Source organism: Cupriavidus plantarum (assembly GCF_905397285.1).
GTDB classification, from domain to species: domain Bacteria; phylum Pseudomonadota; class Gammaproteobacteria; order Burkholderiales; family Burkholderiaceae; genus Cupriavidus; species Cupriavidus plantarum.
In genome coordinates this window covers 13,589-32,593 of the sequence record NZ_CAJPUX010000017.1, presented here as the reverse complement: position 1 = coordinate 32,593, position 19,005 = coordinate 13,589, and the positions used below count along the sequence as shown (strand labels likewise).

The 19,005-nt window shown below is 66.2% G+C and carries 13 protein-coding genes and 2 tRNA genes; 9 read left to right on the top strand and 6 right to left on the bottom strand.

All coding sequences use genetic code 11. From position 1 onward, the window contains the following. Both KHP16_RS27955 and aceE read right to left on the bottom strand, forming a co-directional pair. Positions 1 to 688, bottom strand: a 688-nt coding sequence (locus KHP16_RS27955; protein WP_211961611.1) for a biotin/lipoyl-containing protein, incomplete at its 3' end; no start/stop codon positions are given. 159 nt (positions 689 to 847) lie between these two features. Continuing rightward, positions 848 to 3,535, bottom strand: a complete 2,688-nt coding sequence (gene aceE / locus KHP16_RS27950; RefSeq protein WP_109580796.1) for a pyruvate dehydrogenase (acetyl-transferring), homodimeric type — start codon at positions 3,533 to 3,535, stop codon at positions 848 to 850. Between the two features lie 387 nt (positions 3,536 to 3,922). Here aceE and KHP16_RS27945 point away from each other — a divergent pair, with 387 nt between their 5' ends. The 7 genes from KHP16_RS27945 (at position 3,923) to KHP16_RS27915 (ending at position 13,661) form a co-directional block, all read left to right on the top strand. Next, positions 3,923 to 6,448 carry a PAS domain S-box protein gene (locus tag KHP16_RS27945; RefSeq protein ID WP_375153774.1) on the top strand — a complete coding sequence of 842 codons (2,526 nt, stop codon included), beginning with the start codon at positions 3,923 to 3,925 and terminating at the stop codon, positions 6,446 to 6,448. A 90-nt stretch (positions 6,449 to 6,538) separates the two neighbouring features. Next, positions 6,539 to 7,171 carry a response regulator transcription factor gene (locus KHP16_RS27940; RefSeq protein ID WP_109580794.1) on the top strand — a complete coding sequence of 211 codons (633 nt, stop codon included), beginning with the start codon at positions 6,539 to 6,541 and terminating at the stop codon, positions 7,169 to 7,171. A 235-nt stretch (positions 7,172 to 7,406) separates the two neighbouring features. After that, positions 7,407 to 8,270, top strand: coding sequence for a bifunctional methylenetetrahydrofolate dehydrogenase/methenyltetrahydrofolate cyclohydrolase FolD (folD, locus tag KHP16_RS27935; protein ID WP_121490753.1), 864 nt, complete (start codon positions 7,407 to 7,409; stop codon positions 8,268 to 8,270). Positions 8,271 to 8,428: 158 nt separating this feature from the next. Beyond that, entirely contained in the window at positions 8,429 to 10,531 is a 2,103-nt protein-coding gene (locus KHP16_RS27930; RefSeq protein WP_211961609.1) for a M3 family metallopeptidase, read from the top strand. An 18-nt stretch (positions 10,532 to 10,549) separates the two neighbouring features. Beyond that, a complete protein-coding gene (locus KHP16_RS27925; protein ID WP_109580791.1) occupies positions 10,550 to 10,978 on the top strand; it encodes a hypothetical protein in 429 nt (142 codons plus the stop codon). Between the two features lie 35 nt (positions 10,979 to 11,013). Further along, positions 11,014 to 11,811 (top strand): exodeoxyribonuclease III, encoded by a 798-nt coding sequence (gene xth, locus KHP16_RS27920; RefSeq protein WP_115952468.1) that lies wholly within the window; start codon positions 11,014 to 11,016, stop codon positions 11,809 to 11,811. Next, positions 11,808 to 13,661: a SulP family inorganic anion transporter gene (locus KHP16_RS27915; protein WP_211961607.1), complete on the top strand. Its 1,854-nt coding sequence runs from the start codon at positions 11,808 to 11,810 to the stop codon at positions 13,659 to 13,661. The genes xth and KHP16_RS27915 overlap by 4 nt, the downstream gene beginning before the upstream one ends. A 137-nt stretch (positions 13,662 to 13,798) precedes the next feature. Here KHP16_RS27915 and KHP16_RS27910 read toward each other — a convergent pair whose 3' ends face one another. Next, complete coding sequence (locus KHP16_RS27910; protein WP_109582625.1) at positions 13,799 to 14,062, bottom strand: DUF1488 family protein; 264 nt, start codon at positions 14,060 to 14,062, stop codon at positions 13,799 to 13,801. A 226-nt stretch (positions 14,063 to 14,288) separates the two neighbouring features. On the opposite strand from KHP16_RS27910, the gene KHP16_RS27905 reads away from it, so the two are divergent. Continuing rightward, positions 14,289 to 14,364, top strand: a tRNA-Lys gene (locus tag KHP16_RS27905). Positions 14,365 to 14,445: 81 nt separating this feature from the next. Here the strand turns inward: KHP16_RS27905 and KHP16_RS27900 are convergent. Next, positions 14,446 to 15,825 (bottom strand): 8-oxoguanine deaminase, encoded by a 1,380-nt coding sequence (locus tag KHP16_RS27900; protein ID WP_211961605.1) that lies wholly within the window; start codon positions 15,823 to 15,825, stop codon positions 14,446 to 14,448. Positions 15,826 to 15,926: 101 nt separating this feature from the next. Beyond that, entirely contained in the window at positions 15,927 to 16,838 is a 912-nt protein-coding gene (locus KHP16_RS27895) for a LysR family transcriptional regulator (RefSeq protein WP_211961603.1), read from the bottom strand. A 93-nt stretch (positions 16,839 to 16,931) separates the two neighbouring features. Between KHP16_RS27895 and KHP16_RS27890 the strand changes: the two genes are divergently transcribed. Continuing rightward, positions 16,932 to 17,007 (top strand) — tRNA-Lys (locus tag KHP16_RS27890). A gap of 146 nt (positions 17,008 to 17,153) precedes the next feature. Here KHP16_RS27890 and typA read toward each other — a convergent pair. Beyond that, positions 17,154 to 18,974 (bottom strand): translational GTPase TypA, encoded by a 1,821-nt coding sequence (gene typA / locus KHP16_RS27885; protein ID WP_109580787.1) that lies wholly within the window; start codon positions 18,972 to 18,974, stop codon positions 17,154 to 17,156. Between the last annotated feature and the right edge of the window lie 31 nt (positions 18,975 to 19,005).

The window sequence follows — 19,005 nt, the reverse complement described above, 5'->3', positions numbered from 1 at the left end:
GGGCGGCGGCGGCAGCGGGTGCGGGCGCCGCGGCAGCCGGTGACGGCGCGGCGGCACCGCCGCCAGCGCCTTCCAGAATCAGCAGGACGACGCCTTCCTTGACGTTGTCGCCGACCTTGACCTTGACTTCCTTGACCGTGCCGGCCTGCGGCGACGGCACGTCCATCGTGGCCTTGTCGGACTCGAGCGTCACCAGCGCGTCTTCGGCGTTGATCGTGTCGCCCGCCTTCACGTGGACCTCGATTACGGGCACGGCGTCGTAGTCGCCGATATCGGGCACCTTGACCTCGATGGCGCCACCGCCGCTGGCTGCGGGGGCCGATGCGGGGGCCGATGCCGGGGCCGATGCAGCCGGGGCAGGCGCGGCCGCGGCGGGTGCCGGAGCCGGTGCAGCGGCCGCTGCGGGAGCGGGGGCAGCCGCCGGTGCGGGTGCCGGGGCGCCGGCGCCCGCGGGCTCCAGCATCACCAGCACGGAACCTTCCTTGACGTTGTCGCCCACCTTGATGCGGACTTCCTTGACCGTGCCGGCCTGCGGCGACGGCACGTCCATCGTGGCCTTGTCGGACTCGAGCGTGACCAGCGCATCTTCGGCGTTGATCGTGTCGCCGGGCTTCACGTGCACTTCGATGACGGGAACGCCGTCATAGTCGCCGATATCCGGCACCTTGATTTCAATCGCTTGACTCATTCAGTGTCTCTCCTGGGCAGCCGGCGCATGCGACAAACGACAAATGTAACGGGCGAGATTACTCTCACCGCGAGAATCTGTCATGTCGCCACGCCGCAAGGCGGCCGGAGCCGCGCTGCGGGGGTTTCGTGCGTCGTTAGTGCGTTCTTGTGCGGGATATCAGACCGACATCGGGTTCGGCTTGGACGGGTCGAGGTTGTACTTCTTGATGGCCTCGGCGACCTTGTCGCGACCGATCGCGCCTTCATCGGCCAGCGCCTTGAGCGCGGCCAGCGTGACCCAGTGACGGTCCACTTCGAAGAAGTGGCGCAGCTTCTCGCGGGTATCCGAGCGGCCGAAGCCATCGGTACCCAGCACCACGTAGCGGCGCGGCACGAACGGACGGATCTGTTCGGCGAACGCGCGCACGTAGTCGGTCGAGGCGATCACCGGACCGCGCACGCCCTTGAGCTTCTGCGTGACGAACGACTCGCGCGGCGTCTCGGTCGGGTGCAGCAGGTTGTAGCGTTCGACGTCCTGGCCTTCGCGGGCCAGTTCCGTGAAGCTCGGGCAGCCCCACAGGTCCGATTCCACGCCCCAGTCCTTCTTGAGCAGGTCGGCGGCGGCGATCACCTCGCGGAAGATCGTGCCCGAGCCCAGCAGCTGCACGCGCGGCGCGTTGCTGTTCTCGACGCCCTTGCGGAACTGGTACATGCCCTTGACGATGTCGGCCTCCGCGCCAGCCGGCATTTCCGGATGCTCGTAGTTCTCGTTCATCACCGTCAGGTAGTAGTACACGTCTTCCTGTTCGGCGTACATGCGGCGCAGGCCATCCTGCATCACCACGGCCAGTTCGTACTGGAACGTGGGGTCGTACGAGATGCAGTTCGGAATCGCGGCGTGGAACACGTGCGAGTGGCCGTCCTCGTGCTGCAGGCCTTCGCCATTCAGCGTCGTGCGGCCCGACGTGCCACCCAGCAGGAAGCCGCGCGAACGCATGTCCGCGGCGGCCCAGCACAGGTCGCCGATACGCTGGATGCCGAACATCGAGTAGTAGATGTAGAACGGAATCATCTGCACGCCATGCGTCGAGTACGACGTGGCCGCGGCGATCCAGTCGCACATCGCGCCGGCTTCGTTGATGCCTTCCTGCAGCACCTGGCCGGTTTCCGATTCCTTGTAGAACATCAGCTGGTCATGGTCCTCGGGGACGTACTTCTGACCTTGCTGGTTCCAGATGCCGACCTGGCGGAACAGGCCTTCCATGCCGAAGGTACGCGACTCGTCCGGCACGATGGGCACCACGTGCTTGCCGATCTGCTTGTCCTTCAGCAGCGTGTTCAGAATGCGCACGAAGGCCATGGTCGTGGACACTTCGCGGCCTTCGCCGGTCGCCTTGAGCAGGGCCTCGAACGCTTTCAGCTCGGGCACGGCCAGCGGCGCGGCTTCCTTGCGGCGCGCCGGCAGGTAGCCGCCCAGCTCCATGCGGCGGGCGCGCATGTATTCGAGTTCCTTCGAGCCTTCCTCGAACGTGAGGTAAGGCACCTTCTCGAGCTGGTCGTCGGCAACCGGAATGTTGAACTGGTCGCGGAACTTGCGGATCGATTCCACCGGCATCTTCTTCTGCTGGTGGGCGACGTTCATCGCCTGGCCCGCGTCACCCATGCCATAGCCCTTGATGGTCTTGGCGAGGATCAGCGTCGGCTGGCCCTTGTGGTCGCTCGCGGCCTTGTAGGCGGCGTACACCTTGTGCGGATCATGGCCGCCGCGGTTCAGGCGCCAGATGTCGTCGTCGGACCAGTCGGCCACCATGGCCTTCAGTTCCGGCGTGTTGAAGAAGTGCTCGCGCACGTAGGCGCCGTCCTTGGCCTTGAAGGTCTGGTACTCGCCGTCCACGCATTCCATCATGCGCTTCATCAGCAGTCCCTTGGTGTCGCGCGCCAGCAGCTGGTCCCAGCGGCTGCCCCACACGACCTTGATCACGTTCCAGCCGGCGCCGCGGAATTCCGACTCGAGTTCCTGGATGATCTTGCCGTTGCCGCGCACCGGACCGTCCAGGCGCTGCAGGTTGCAGTTGATCACGAAGACGAGGTTGTCCAGGCGTTCGCGGCCGGCCATGCCGATCGCGCCCAGCGATTCCGGTTCGTCCGTCTCGCCGTCGCCGAGGAAGGCCCAGACCTTGCGGTCGCCGGCCTTGGCCAGGCCGCGGCTGTCCAGGTACTTCATGAAGCGGGCCTGGTAGATCGCCATGATCGGGCCAAGGCCCATCGACACGGTCGGGAACTGCCAGAAGTCCGGCATCAGCCACGGGTGCGGGTACGACGAGATGCCCTTGCCGTCCACTTCCTGACGGAAGTTGTCGAGCTGTTCGGTCGTCAGGCGGCCGAGCAGGAAGGCGCGCGAGTACACGCCCGGCGCCGAGTGGCCCTGCACGAAGACGAGGTCGCCGCCGAGCTGTTCGGTGGGGGCGCGCCAGAAGTGGTTGTAGCCGACGTCATAGAGCGTCGCGGCGGAAGCGAACGACGAGATGTGGCCGCCCACGTTGGTATGCTTGTTCGCGCGCAGCACCATCGCCATCGCGTTCCAGCGCGTGTACGAACGGATGCGGTGCTCGATGTCCTGGTCGCCAGGGATGCGGGCCTGCAGCTCGACCGGAATCGTGTTGATGTATTGCGTCTCCGCGTGGAACGGCTGCGTCACGCCGTTCACGCGCGCGTATTCGATCTGCTTGTCGATCAGGAACGCTGCCCGTTCGGGACCTTCGGCGGCGATGACACCCTGGAGGGCATCGAGCCATTCATGCGTTTCCTGGGGGTCCGCGTCGTTGGCGCTGCTGGCGCCGAGGATCTGCTCTGGTACAGCTGACATGACTGTCTCCTGGGTGAATTCCTGCCCGCTTCGCCGGGTAAGGCGAGGGGTCGGCCGGGTATGCGGCAGGCGCGTGAAATCCGCCCGCATCGTTGGGTCGAAGCGATTCTATGGAAGCACAGGAGCGGCTTGCAAGCGAAATTTTCAGATTACGGATTCGTTTTTTATAATGTGGAATAATGCCGCAGTGCACCAGAATTCGCATTGCAGCGCATCATAAAATGCCGTGCCGACCGAAAAATTTCGCCGTGTAGATCGGAAAGTGCCTAAATAGATAGATGCTTTCCCCAAGCGACGCACCGCACTATTGCCGCTACACTGCGCTGTCAGTTGTCCCGCCCTCCTATGCAGTTCCTCGAACGACTTCTCTCCAGCCTCCGCACCGCGATGCTCCCGCCGTCCGCCGCCGAAGCGCCGGACGCCCATGACGCGAATACCGACGCGGGTCCCGACGCTGGTCATGATGCCGGTCCTGACGCTGGCCCCTATGCCGCCGCGCCGCGCCGCCTGTGGTGGCTGCGCTGGCGCAATCTCGTCGCGACCAGCTGGTTCATGTTCATCCCGCTCGTGGCGATCGTGCTGTTCACGGTGGCCATGGGCGTCATCCTCTGGTCGCTGCACGAGACCGAGCGCCAGCAGCAGCGGGACGCGCTCTATCGCGACGCCGCCTGGGCGCAGCAGCGCGTGCGGCTGTCGCTGCTGAGCAATCAGGACCAGCTCGCCTCCCTCGCGCGGGACATCGCCGCCGCGCAGCTCGACCAGGGCGCATACCGCACGGCCGCCCAGGAAATCCTGCGCGAGAACCCGGAAATCGTCTTCATCAACTGGCTCGACGCCACGCGCCGCGGCCGCTGGTCGCTGCCCTCCACGTCGGAGTTCGCAAGCCGCCTGCGCGAGTCGCAGGACCAGCCGCTGGAGCCCGAGGTGCTCGACACCTTCGACGCCGCGCGCGAGACACAGCGCGTGGTCTACTCGCGCCCGCTCGTCAACGACCGCGGCGACAGCTTCATGCTGATGGAGGTGCCGATCGTCCGCGACAACGAGTTCCTCGGCACGCTTGGCGCGTTGTATTCGATCAACGGCATCCTCACGCATCTGCTGCCGCCCGAGCTCACCGAGCGCTATCGTTTCTCGCTGATCGACAAGAACAACCAGACGCGCGCGAGCACCTCGGTCCGGCCGGTGCCGGGCAATGCGCTGTCGTACGAAGTCCTGCTCGATCCCCCCGGCCATTCGCTGTCGCTGCGGGCCGACGCCTATCCGCCGCCGTCGAACCTGCCCAACAACATGCTGTTGTGGCTCGTTGTCGGGCTGTCGTGCTTCCTGCTATGGAGCCTGTGGAGCATGTGGCGGCATACGAGCCGCCGCTCGGAGGCGCAGCGCGCGCTGCTCGCGGAAACGTCGTTCCGCCGCGCGATGGAGAACTCGATGCTGATCGGCCTGCGGGCGCTCGACCTCAACGGCCGCATCACGTACGTCAACCCCGCGTTCTGCCGCATGACGGGGTGGCAGGAAACCGATCTGGTCGGCCGCATGCCGCCCTTCCCCTACTGGCCGCCGAACGACCAGCAGGAGATGCAGAAGCAGATCGACCTCACGCTGCAGGGCAAGTCCCCGGCCACGGGCTACGAGATGCGCGTGATGCGCCGCGACGGCAGCAGTTTCTTCGCCCGCATGTACGTGTCCCCGCTCGTGGACAGCCGCGGCCGCCATACGGGCTGGATGAGTTCCATGACGGACATCACCGAGCCCAAGCGCGCGCGAGAGGAACTGGCCGCCGCGCATGACCGCTTCACCACGGTGCTCGAAAGCCTCGACGCCGCGGTGTCGGTGCTCGCCACGGACAAGGCCGAGCTGCTGTTCGCCAACCGCTATTACCGCCAGTTGTTCGGCTGGGAGGCCGAAGGCCACCTCAAGCTCGCCGGCGACGACTTCGACAAGGAGCAGATCTCGAGCGACAGCACCGACTATGTCGATGCCTACGCCGGCCTGCCCGCCTCGGAGCTCATGCCCTACGCGTCCGACGCGCGCGAGGTGTTCGTGCCGGACATGCAGAAATGGTTCGAAGTGCGCCGCCGCTACATCCAGTGGGTGGACGGGCACCTCGCGCAGATGCAGATCGCCACCGACATCACCATGCGCAAGGCCGCCGAGGAAATGGCGCGCCAGCACGAAGAGCGGCTCCAGTTCACGAGCCGCCTGACCACCATGGGGGAGATGGCGTCGTCGCTCGCGCACGAGCTCAACCAGCCGCTCGCCGCCATCAACAACTACTGCATGGGCGCGGTCGCGCGGCTCCATTCGGGCCGCAGCACCCCCGAGGACCTGATTCCCGTGCTCGAAAAAACGTCCGCGCAGGCGGTGCGCGCGGGCACGATCATCAGCCGCATCCGCGGGTTCGTGAAGCGCAGCCAGCCCCAGCGGCGCGAGGCCTCGCTGCACGACATCGTCGCGGACGCCGTGGGCCTTGCCGACCTCGAGGCGACGCGCCGCCGTGTGACCATCCTCACGCGCCTGCCCGCCCCGCCGCTGCTGCTGTATGTGGACCCGGTACTGATCGAGCAGGTGCTGGTCAACCTGCTCAAGAACGCAGTGGAAGCCATGGCCGGACTGCCCGCCATGCGCGCGGCCGGCGTCGTGCGCCTGCATGCGCGCGTGGAGCCGATGGAATTTGGCCAGTGCTGCTGCATCGACGTGATCGACCAGGGGCCGGGCGTGGACGAGGCGACCAAGGAACGGCTGTTCGAACCGTTCTTCAGCACGAAGTCGGACGGCATGGGCATGGGCCTGAATATCTGCCGCTCCATCATCGAATCCCACCAGGGCCGGCTATGGGTGGAAAACAACCCCGACGGCATCGGCTGCACATTCAAGATCACGTTGCCGATCCACACGGCCTCACCTGAGCAATAATCACGGCATGGGCGCATTCGTTATACGGCTATCGCGCAACCTTACAGTCCGGTTACACTTCGCTCCAAACGACCCTTGCCAGGAGACTTCATGACAGCAACGCCTTCCCCAACGCCTCACCGCGGCGAGACCGTCTTCATCGTCGACGACGACGAGGCGATGCGCGACTCGCTGACCTGGCTGCTCGAGGGTAATGGCTATCAGGTCCGCAGTTTCAACAGCGCGGAGCAGTTCCTCTCCGCCTACGATGCCGGCCAGGTCTCCTGCCTGATCCTCGACGTGCGGATGCCGGGCATGAGCGGCCCCGAACTGCAGGAGCGCATGCTCGCCGAGGGCATCGACATTCCTATCGTCTTCATCACGGGCCACGGCGACGTGCCGATGGCCGTTTCCACGATGAAGCGCGGCGCCATCGACTTCATCGAGAAGCCGTTCGACGAGTCCGAACTGCGCGCGCTGGTGGAACGCATGCTGACCAAGGCGCGCACGGACCATTCGGCCGCCCGCGAGCAGCGCGCCGCCAAGGATCTGCTAGGCAAGCTGACCACGCGCGAGCAGCAGGTGCTCGAACGCATCGTCGCCGGCCGCCTGAACAAGCAGATCGCCGACGATCTGGGCATCTCCATCAAGACCGTGGAGGCGCATCGCGCCAACATCATGGAAAAGCTCAACGTGAATACGGTGGCGGACCTGCTGCGCCTGGCGCTGTCGCGCAATAGCTGAACCCCGCGCCGCCCTTCCCCTTCCCTGCCCCTGCGTGGCGGCGGGCCCCGGCCGACGGCCCCGGCTCGCCGCCACCGCCCCCTGCCGCCCCCTCCCGCCCGCTGTAGCCCCCGGCAACCGCTTATAATCCGGCCATCGATACGCCGTCGTGCCTTCCGCGCGCGGCGCTATCGTTCGGTCTCATCGCTCGGTCTCATCGCTCAGTCTCATCGCACAACACGTCACCGCCACCTCCATGCCCGCTCAACTCATCGACGGCAACGCCCTTGCCAAACACATCCGCACCGAAGCCGCCCAGCGCGCCGCCCGCCTGACCGAACGCGGTCACCAGCCCGGCCTCGCCGTGGTGCTGGTCGGCGAGGACCCCGCCAGCCAGGTCTACGTGCGCAACAAGGTCAAGGCCTGCGAAGACAACGGGTTCCACTCGTCGCTGGACCGCTACCCCGCCGATCTCTCGGAAGCCGACCTGCTCGCGCGGATCGACGCACTGAACAACGACCCGAAAATCCACGGCATCCTCGTCCAGCTGCCGCTGCCGAAGCACATCGACAGCCACAAGGTGCTCGAGGCCATCGCGCCCGAGAAGGACGTCGATGGGTTCCACGTCGCCAACGCGGGCGCCCTGATGACCGGCGCGCCGCTGTTCCGTCCGTGCACGCCCTATGGCTGCATGAAGATGCTCGAGTCCATCCAGTATCCGCTGCGCGGCGCGCGCGCCGTGGTGATCGGCGCCTCGAACATCGTCGGCAAGCCGATGGCCATGCTGCTGCTGCAGGCCGGCGCCACCGTGACCATCTGCAACAGCAAGACGCGCGATCTGGCCGCGCACACGCGCGACGCGGACGTGATCGTCGCCGCCGTCGGCCGCCGCAACATCCTGACCGCCGATATGGTCAAGCCGGGCGCCGTCGTGATCGACGTGGGCATGAACCGTGACGACGCCGGCAAGCTGTGCGGCGACGTCGATTTCGCGGGCGTGCGCGAGGTGGCCGGCTACATCACGCCGGTGCCGGGCGGCGTCGGACCGATGACGATTACCATGCTGCTGATCAACACGCTGGAGGCCGCCGAGCGCGGCGCGGACGCCGCGGGCGCCTGACGCCCCGCGCCAACAGCCAGACGCGCGATCGGGCCCTTTGGGATAGCTAAGGGCCCGATTGAAAACGCATACTGGAAATTTCGGCGCGCAGGCCTCATCTTGCACACAGGTGCCGCCGCCGGAGGCGCCACCTTCACCGAACGAACGCGAGAACCGCCATGGAAAAAGCCGTCCCCTCCCTGCAAGACAATCCCCTGGCCGACTTCACCGACCTGCCGCGGTTCGCCGAGATCCGCCCCGAGCACATCGGACCCGCGCTGGACGTGCTGCTCGCGCAGGCCCAGGCCGCCGTGGACCGCGCCGAAGACCCGGCAACCCCGGCAACGTGGCGTGACGCCGTGGAAGCGCTGGAAGCCGCGACCGAGCCGCTGGGCCGTGCCTGGGGCGTCGTCGGCCACCTGAGCGCCGTCGCCGATACGCCGGCGCTGCGCAAGGCGCATGCCGACAACCTGCCGCGCATGACCGAATTCTGGTCCTCGCTGGGCCAGAGCCTCGCGCTGTACGAAAAGTACAAGGCCGTGGCCGCGGGCCCCGAGTTCGCGGGCCTGAGCCCCGCGCGCAGGCAACTGCTCGAAAACGAACTGCGCGGCTTCCGCCTGGGCGGCGCCGAGCTGGCCGAAGACCGCAAGCCGCGCTTCGCGCAGATCCAGGAAGAGCAGGCGCAGCTGTCGAAGGCCTTCTCGGACCACGTGCTCGACGCGACCAACGCGTACGGCCTGTTCATCGAGGACGAATCGCGTCTGGCCGGCATTCCGGAGGATGCGAAGGAAGCCGCCGCGATCGCCGCGCAGAAGGACGGCAAACCCGGCTGGAAATTCACGCTGCATTTCCCGTCGTACTTCCCGGTGCTCCAGTACGCGGACGACCGCGCGCTGCGCCAGACCATGTACGAGGCGAGCGTGACGCGCGCGTCCGAACTCGGCGCCAGGTACGGCAGCGGCAAGGACGAGTGGGACAACACCGCGAACATGCGCGAACAGCTCGCGCTGCGCCGCGAAGAAGCGCGGATGCTCGGCTACGCCAACTATGGCGAGGTCTCGCTGGTGCCGAAGATGGCGGAATCGCCGGCGGAGGTCCTGCGCTTCCTCGAGGAACTCGGCGTCAAGGCCCGCCCCTATGCCGAGAAGGACTGGGCGGAGTTGCGCGCGTTCGCGGCGAGCGAACTGGGCCTGAACACGATCGAACCGTGGGACGTGGCCTATGCCTCCGAGAAGCTGCGCCAGCAGCGTTATGCCTTCTCGGAACACGAGGTCAAGCAGTACTTCCCGGAACAGAAGGTGCTGGAAGGGCTGTTCGGCGTGATCGAGAAGCTGTTCACGGTCCGCATCGAACCCGACCAGGCGCAGACCTGGCACAAGGACGTGCGCTTCTTCCGCGTGGTCAACCCGCAGGGCGCCCTGCTCGCACAGTTCTACATCGACCTGTACGCGCGGGAAGGCAAGCGCGGAGGCGCATGGATGGACGACGCGCGCGGCCGCAAGGAACGCGACAACGGCACCGTGCAGACGCCCGTGGCTTACCTGACCTGCAACTTCTCCGCGCCGGTCGGCGACAAGCCCGCGCTGTTCACGCACGATGAAGTCATCACGCTGTTCCACGAGTTCGGCCATGGCCTGCACCACATGCTCACGCAGGTGGGCGACCTCGGCGTCTCGGGCATCAACGGCGTGGAGTGGGATGCCGTAGAACTGCCGTCGCAGTTCATGGAGAACTTCTGCTGGGAGTACGAGGTGCTGTCGGGCATGACGCGGCACGTCGACACGGGCGAGCCGCTGCCGCGCGCGCTGTTCGACCGCATGCTCGCGGCCAAAAACTTCCAGAGCGGCATGATGACGTTGCGCCAGATCGTGTTCTCGGCGTTCGACATGCACCTGCACACGGACTTCGACCCGCAGGGCGACAAGTCTGTGCTCGAGCTGTCGCGGGAGATCAACAACCGCGTGCACGTCGTGCCGCAGCATCCGCTGTCCCGCTGGCCGAACACGTTCAGCCATATCTTCGCGGGCGGCTATGCGGCGGGCTACTACAGCTACAAGTGGGCGGAGGTGCTGTCCGCGGACGTCTACGCGGCGTTCGAGGAAGCGGCGCAACTGTCCGGCAGCGTGCTCGACGGCGAAACCGGCAAGCGCTATCACCGCGAGATCCTCTCCGTGGGCGGCAGCCGTCCGGCGATGGAGTCGTTCGTGGCGTTCCGCGGCCGCGCGCCGCAGATCGACGCGCTGCTGCGCCATGGCGGCATGGCCGAGGGTGTGCCGGCATAACGACACCATGCGCCGCGCATGAACCTGCCCTTCCCGATCCGCACCGAGTGTCCCCCGGGCGCATGCGTGTGCGACCGGGAAGCCCTCCTCGCGGATCCGAACGCGGACCTCCGCATCCTGCGGCTCACGCGCGAGGAAGAGAAGCGCCTCGTCGACAGGCTCGAGAACCTCTCGAGCCTCGCCGACCTCCGCAAGATGGAAGCGCGCATGCACGACCAGCTCGGCATCGTCGTGACCATCACGCCGAGCGCCCGCGAGGTGCGCACCACGCGCGGCATCCATATCCAGCTCGCCGACCAGCCCGGCCTCTGCCGCAAGACGAAGCAGAACATACCGGCCGCCATCCGCCGCAGCATGGAGCGGCATCCGGAAATCGCCTATGCCATTCTCGACGGCTACGATCTAGTCGGACAGGGCGGCCTCGACCTCTCGGGTGGGGACGAATAGTACAATCGCGGCATTCCATCCGCACTCCCCCACTCATGCGCATCGCCAGCTGGAACGTCAATTCCCTCAAGGTCCGTCTGCCCCAGGTCCTGCAATGGCTCGCCGCGCAGGACGCGGCCGGCACGCCGATCGACGCGCTCTGCCTGCAGGAACTGAAACTCCCCGACGACAAGTACCCGCTGGCCGAACTCGAGAACGCCGGCTTCCATAGCGTCTACACCGGCCAGAAAACCTACAACGGCGTCGCCATCGTCGCGCGCGATGGCGCCATGCCAGGCCCGACCGACGTCGTGCGCAATATTCCCGGTTACGAGGATGCCCAGCAACGCGTGATCGCCGGCACGTATGGCGACGTGCGGCTCATCAGCGCGTACTTCCCGAACGGCCAGGCCCTCGACTCCGACAAGTTCGTCTACAAGCTCGACTGGCTGCGCGCGCTGACGCAATGGGTGCAGGCCGAAATGGCGCGCTACCCGAAACTCGCGCTGCTCGGCGACTTCAACATCGCGCCCGAAGATCGCGACGTGCACGACCCTGCCAAGTGGCAAGGCCAGAACCTCGTCTCGCCGCAGGAGCGCGACGCATTCAAGGCGCTGGTCGCCCTCGGCCTCGTCGATGCGTTCCGCATGTTCGAGCAGCCCGAGAAGATGTTCTCGTGGTGGGACTACCGCATGATGGGCTTCCGCCGCAACGCGGGCCTGCGCATCGACCATATCCTGTTGTCGCCCGAACTGGCCGGCCGCTGCTCCACGTGCGCGATCGACAAGGAGCCGCGCCGCTGGGAGCAGCCCTCCGACCATACGCCGGTCGTCGCAACGCTCGACCTCGCATGACACCCGCGGGCAGCGATCACGGGTGGCGCCGCCTGTTCCCGTGGACGCGGCGCGTCACGCCGCTGACGCTGCGCGCGGACCTTGTCGCCGGACTGCTCGGCGCCGTGCTCGTGCTGCCACAGGGCGTCGCCTTCGCGACGCTCGCGGGCCTGCCCCCGCAATACGGCATCTACACCGCCGTCGTGCCGTGCATCGTGGCCGCCCTCTTCGGCTCGAGCTGGCACGTGATGTCCGGCCCGACCAACGCGAACTCGCTTGCGCTGTTCGCGATGCTGAGCCCCGTCGCCTTCGCGGGCAGCCCCGCCTATATCGCGCTGGCGCTCGCCGTCACGATCCTCGTGGGCGTGCTCCAGCTGTCGGTGGGCGTCCTGCGCCTGGGCTCGCTCGCCAACTTCATCTCGCCCTCGGTGCTGCTGGGCTTCACCTGCGGCGCGGCGACCCTCATCGCGCTGTATGCGATCAAGGATCTGTTCGGCCTCGCCGTGCCGACGGGCACGAGCGCGTTCGGCGTCGTGCGCTTCCTGTTCGAGAACCTCGACACGATCAACTGGAGCGCGGTGGCGGTCGGCGCCGTAACGCTCGGCGCGACGCTCGCCGCCAAACGCGTATCGCGCCGCCTGCCCTTCATGCTCATCGGCCTGCTCGCCGGCTATGCCACGGCGCTGGCGCTCAATGCGAGCGGCTGGAGCCACGCGCGGCATGTCAACGTGATCGGCCCGATCCCGTCCGCCTTTCCGCCGTTCAGCCTGCCCGATATCAACTGGCGCACGCTGCCCGACCTGCTCGGCATCGCCTCCGCGCTGACCATCGTCGCGCTTGGCCAGTCGATCTCCATCGCAAAGGCCGTCGCGCTGCGCTCGGGCCAGCATATCGACGCCAACCGCGAGTTCATCGGCCAGGGGTTGTCCAACATCGCGGGCGGCCTGTTCTCGAGCTACATCTCGTGCGGCTCGCTGAACCGCTCGATGCCAAACTTCGAGGCCGGGGCGCAAACTCCGATGGCCAGCGTGTTCTCGGCGCTGCTGCTCGTGGTGCTCGTGCTCGTCAGCGCCCCGCTGCTCGCGCAGATTCCGCACGCCGCGATCGCGGCGATGCTGATGCTCGTGGCATGGGGTCTGCTCGACATCGCGCGCCTGCGTCGCATCGCGCGGCTGTCGCGCACGGAATTCGCGATCGCGATTGGCACGTTCGCCGCGACGCTCGTCATCCGTCTGGAGATGGCCGTGCTGCTCGGCACGATCCTGTCGCTCGTGGCGTACCTCTATCGCACGTCACGGCCCGCGGTGCGCAGCCTCGTGCCCGATGCCGACGATCCGGGCCGGCGCTTCACGCCGCTCGACGAGCTCCATCGCCCGCAGCCCGAATGTCCGCAGCTCAAGCTGCTGCGCATGGAGGGCGCGATCTACTTCGGTGCCGTGCAGTACGTCACCGATCGCCTGCACTGGCTGCGCACGAAAGACGCGAGCCAGACACATCTGCTCGCGATGACCAAGAGCATGAATTTCATCGACCTGGCGGGCGCGGAGATGTGGGAAGCCGAGCGCGTCGAACGGCGCGCCGCGGGCGGCGACCTCTACTTCCATCGGCCGCGCACGCAGGTGCTGGAGACGTGGGCGCAGACGGGTTTTACCGACAAGCTCGGGCCCGATCATATTTTCCCGACCAAGCGGCAGGCGCTGCACACGATCATCGCACGGCTGTCGCCGGAGATCTGTGCGCAATGCCACGTACGGATTTTCGAGGAATGCGCGAGCCGTCCGGGCGGTCCGGATTACCGTGCGGAAGATAGCGGAGAAAAAGCCGGGGGAGAAACCGAGGAAAGAACCGAGGGAAGAACCGAGGGGAAATAAACGCTGGTCCCGAAGGTACGCCGGCTGGTCCGATGGAAAACGGAACCGATGCCGGCGCAGGAGGGTCGCGTCGTTCGTCTCGTATCGGAACCTCGTATGGGAACCGACACGCTGGCGACGGCGCAAGACTGCGCGTCTTACACCGGCGCCACGTGGGCGCGTTTCACGACGATCGGCTGGGGCACACCCTGCTCGATCAGCACAACCGCCGCGCGTTCGATGGTCTCGCGACCCGCGCGGAATGCTTCTTCCAGTGACAGCACCTGGTCGGCACTGAAGCCTTCCCACAGCGCTTCGCGCGTCACCACGCACGTCACTTGCTCGCCATCGACGAGCGCATGGAACAGCAGTCCCTCGTTATTGATGTCGTAGCGCTCTTGCTCCTGGAATTTGATTTCCATCATCACAGCCCTCCATATGCAAGTGGAGAAGCATCCTAACATGGCTCGCCCCAAGTCGTGTGCGAAGACCCCCAACTCGCGCCGAGAATGCATGACGCGCGGGCGTGCGTTACACGCCGTCACAGGTCGTCTTTGCACACCCATGTGTCGTTGTCATGGATGCGCGTGTATTTTCTGCGCAGGAATTGACAAGCGCAAAATTGATGATAGAATCTAGTTCTTCGTTGGGGCGTTAGCTCAGTTGGTAGAGCAGCGGACTCTTAATCCGTAGGTCGAGTGTTCGAGTCACTCACGCCCCACCAGCGAATTCCAGAAACGCCGGACCCCAAAGGTTCGGCGTTTTTCATTTCGGCATTCATTCTCTGCCTACCTGGCCGCGCGTCCTATTGCGCGCGCTCGAACAACAAGCGCGCAAGACGGCGATGGTCCGCCAGCACCCCCGGCAAATCGACGGTCCGCAGCACCCCATCCCGCACCACCACCCGCCCATTGATCACGCTCGTCGCCACCGTCCCCGGGGTGCAGAACACGAGCGCGGCAACCGGGTCGTGCCCCCCTCCCGCATACCCCACCCCCGACATATCGAACGCCACCACATCCGCCGACATCCCCGGCGCCAGCGCCCCGATATCGTCACGGTTCAGCACGCGCGCGCCACCCAGCGTGGCAATCTCCAGCGCCTCCCGCGCGCTCATCGCCGCCGGGCCGAATCCCACGCGTTGCAGCAGCATCGCCTGCCGCGCCTCGCCGAGCATATGCGCCCCGTCGTTGGACGCACTGCCATCGACACCGAGCCCCACGGGCACACCCGCATCGCGCATCGCACGGATCGGTGCAATCCCCGACGCCAGCCGCATGTTGGAACAGGGGCAATGCGCGACCCCCGTACCCGTCCGAGCGAACAGCGCCATGCCCGGCTCGTCCAGCTTCACGCAGTGCGCGTGCCAGACATCGTGCCCGACCCATCCGAGATCCTCGGCATACTCGGCGGGCGTCATGCCGAAGCGCTCGCGCGAGTAGGCCACGTCGTTGTCGTTCTCCGCCAGATGCGTGTGCAGCGACACGCCATAGTGCCGCGCCATGACCGCGGACTCGCGCATGAGGTCGCGCGACACCGAAAACGGCGAGCACGGTGCCAGCACCACGCGCAGCATCGCGTGACGCGAGGCATTGTGATACTGCTCGACCAGTCGCTGACTGTCCCGCAGGATCGCGGCCTCCTGCTCCACGACGACGTCGGGCGGTAGTCCGCCCTGACTGCGTCCGACGCTCATCGAGCCGCGCGCGGCGTGGAAGCGCATGCCCATCTCCCGCGCGGCGCCAATCGCATCGTCGAGGCGCGAACCGTTCGGATAGAGATATAAATGGTCGCTCGTCGTCGTGCAGCCCGACAACATCAGCTCGGCCATCGCCGTGCGCGTCGACGCCGCGATCATCTCCGGCGTCAGGTGGGACCAGATCATGTACAGATTCGTCAGCCACGAAAACAGTTCCGCGTCCTGCGCGGCTGGCACGGCGCGCGTGAGGCTCTGGTACATGTGGTGATGCGTATTGACGAGGCCGGGCATGACAACGTGGCCCGTCATGTCGATGACTTCGGCACCGCCCGCATCGGCACGCTCGCGCCATTCGCGTGGCAGCGCGTCGGTGGGGCCCACCCACGCGATCGAAGGCCCGTCGGCCACGAGCGCCCCTCGCGGGATTTCGCGACGCGCCGCGTCCATCGTGACGAGCACGTCGGCATTCTGCAGGATCAAAGTCATGGCGGGTCCGGTAAGCAATGACAGCAGTCAGTCTAGGCCCGCGGCCACCGTCACGGGAAGCGCCGATTTCCGCCCGAGGTGTCCACAAAAAGCGCACACCCTTACCGTGCGTCCATCGCCTCCATCGCCTCCATCGCCACTACCATGGCATCGGCCATCAGCGTCGCTGCGGGCCCGGCGGCGCCACGCGCGCGCGTCACGAGCCGCAGCGTCTGCCGCGGCAGCTCCGCATCGCCCAACGGCACGTACACCACGCCCCCGCGCGCCCGCGACTCCAGCACGTCGAGCGGATTGAGCAGCGCTACCCCACCGCCCGCCGCAGCCAGCCGCTGCAGCAACTCGATCGATGTCGATTCCACCACAGGCGAAACCTCGAGCGCCGCCGCCGCGAACGCCCCATCGATCAACGCGCGAATCGACAACGACGGCGCAGGCAACAGCAGCGGATACCCCGCGCATTCGGCCAGCCGCACGCTGGACTGCCCCGCAAGCGGATGCCCTGGCGCGGTCACCGCGCCGATCGCCCAGGCGCTGCCCGCCACGATCCGCAGCGAAGACAGGTCGGGCAGGTCATAACCGAGCCCCAGATCGGCGTCCCCCTGCTCCACCGCCCGCACGATGCCCTCGACCGGCAAATCCGCCACCCGCACCGCGATCCCCGGATGCCGTTGCCGAAACGCATGCACGAGCGAAGGCATCCACGCGCCCGCCAGACCCGCCGTCACCGCGACGGTGACCACACCCCGCCGGGCATGGCGAAAGTCCGCGATACGCGCGCGCAATGCCTCGTGCTCGCGCAACGTCTGCCGCGCATGCGCCACGACCATCTCGCCGAGCGGCGTCAGCACGAGCCGCCGCTGAATGCGCTCGAACAACGGCGCGCCGAGCTCCGCTTCGAGATCGAGGATCTGCCGATTGATCGCCGTCGGCGCGACGTGCAGATGCACGGCGGCCTGCCGGATCGAACCGCGGCGTACGACTTCATCGAGATAACGCAGGACACGTGCATGCATGGCGCGCATTGTAATCACACCCGCCCTCCTCGCAGAAAATGCGCAGGGGGGCTTGCGCGTTTTGAAGACGCTGCTATAATCGCTGTCTTCGTTGGGGCGTTAGCTCAGTTGGTAGAGCAGCGGACTCTTAATCCGTAGGTCGAGTGTTCGAGTCACTCACGCCCCACCACCGAATGCATCAATCGAAGAAGCCGGAATCCGCAAGGGTCTCCGGCTTTTTTGTTTGTCCCGCGCAAGGACAACGAGGCAAAAAAAACGAGGCGCCTTAGCGCCCCGATTTTCCGAACCTGACGCTTGCGCGTCATGGCTCACCGCTTACGCATTCTCACGCGAAGCACGCTTGCGCTCATGCTCCTTGAGATGGCGCTTACGCAGACGAATGCTCTTCGGCGTAATCTCGACGAGCTCGTCGTCGGCGATAAATTCCACCGCGTATTCGAGCGACATCTGGATCGGCGGCACCAGGCGCACCGCTTCGTCGGTACCCGACGCGCGCACGTTGGTCAGCTGCTTGCCCTTGATCGGGTTCACGACGAGGTCGTTGTCGCGGCTGTGGATACCGATGATCATGCCTTCGTACAGCGCATCGCCCGGCTTCACGAACATGCGGCCGCGATCCTGCAGCTTCCACAGCGCGTAGGCCACGGCATCGCCGTCGTCCTGCGAGATCAGCACGCCGTTGTGGCGATCGCCCAGGCCGCCTTCGCGCAGCGGCGCGTAGTCGTCGAAGATATGGCTGATCAGGCCGGTACCGCGCGTCAGCGTCAGGAACTCACCCTGGAAGCCGATCAGGCCGCGTGCGGGAATGCGGTACTCGAGACGCGTACGACCCTTGCCGTCCGACGCCATGTCGAGCAGTTCGCCCTTGCGGCGGCCCAGTTCTTCCATCACCGAACCCTGGTGGCCGTCTTCCACGTCCACGGTCAGCAGTTCGTACGGCTCGTGCTTGACGCCGTCGATTTCCTTGAACACCACGCGCGGGCGCGACACGGCCAGCTCGTAGCCTTCACGGCGCATGTTTTCCAGCAGGATGGTCAGGTGCAGTTCGCCGCGGCCCGACACTTCGAAGATCGTGTCGTCGCCGGTATCGGCCACGCGCAGCGCCACGTTCGACTTGAGCTCGCGGTCCAGACGCTCGCGCAGCTGGCGGCTGGTCACGAACTTGCCTTCACGGCCGGCCAGCGGCGACGTGTTGACGCAGAAGTTCATGGTCAGCGTGGGCTCGTCCACCTTCAGCATCGGCAGCGCTTCCTGCGCTTCCGGCGCCATCACGGTGCAGCCGATACCGAGCTCTTCGATACCGTTGATCAGCACGATGTCGCCCGCTTCCGCCTCTTGCACGATCTCGCGCTCGAGGCCCACGAACTTCAGCACCTGGTTGATACGGCCCTTGATCGGGTTGCCTTCCGGACCGAACTTGACCACCACGTCCTGCAGCGGACGCGCACGGCCGCGCGAGATGCGGCCCACGCCGATCTTGCCGACGTAGCTCGAGTAGTCGAGCGAAATGATCTGCAGCTGCAGCGGACCATTGGGATCGTCGTCACGCACGGGCACCTTGTCCAGCACGGTCTCGAACAGCGGCTTCATGTCGCCGCCGCGCACGTCTTCGGTCAGGCCGGCGTAGCCGTTCAGACCCGAGGCGTAGATCACCGGGAAGTCGAGCTGCTCGTCGGTGGCGCCCAGCTTGTCGAACAGGTCGAACGTCTGGTTGATCACCCACTCCGGACGCGCGCCCGGACGGTCGATCTTGTTGATCACGACGATCGGCTTCAGGCCGAGGGCCAGCGCCTTGCGCGTGACGAAGCGCGTCTGCGGCATCGGGCCTTCGACGGCGTCGACCAGCAGCAGCACGCCGTCGACCATCGACAGCACACGCTCCACTTCACCGCCGAAGTCCGCGTGTCCCGGGGTATCGACGATGTTGATGTGCGTGCCGTTATATTCGACGGCACAGTTCTTCGCGAGGATCGTGATCCCGCGTTCCTTTTCCAGGTCGTTCGAGTCCATCACGCGTTCCGCGACTTGCTGGTTTTCGCGGAAGGTGCCTGCCTGGCGCAGGAGTTGGTCGACCAGGGTGGTCTTGCCATGATCGACGTGAGCGATGATGGCGATGTTGCGGATAGCGCGGGTCATTGAGGCGTCCCCCGAGTTCGGAGCGTTCTAA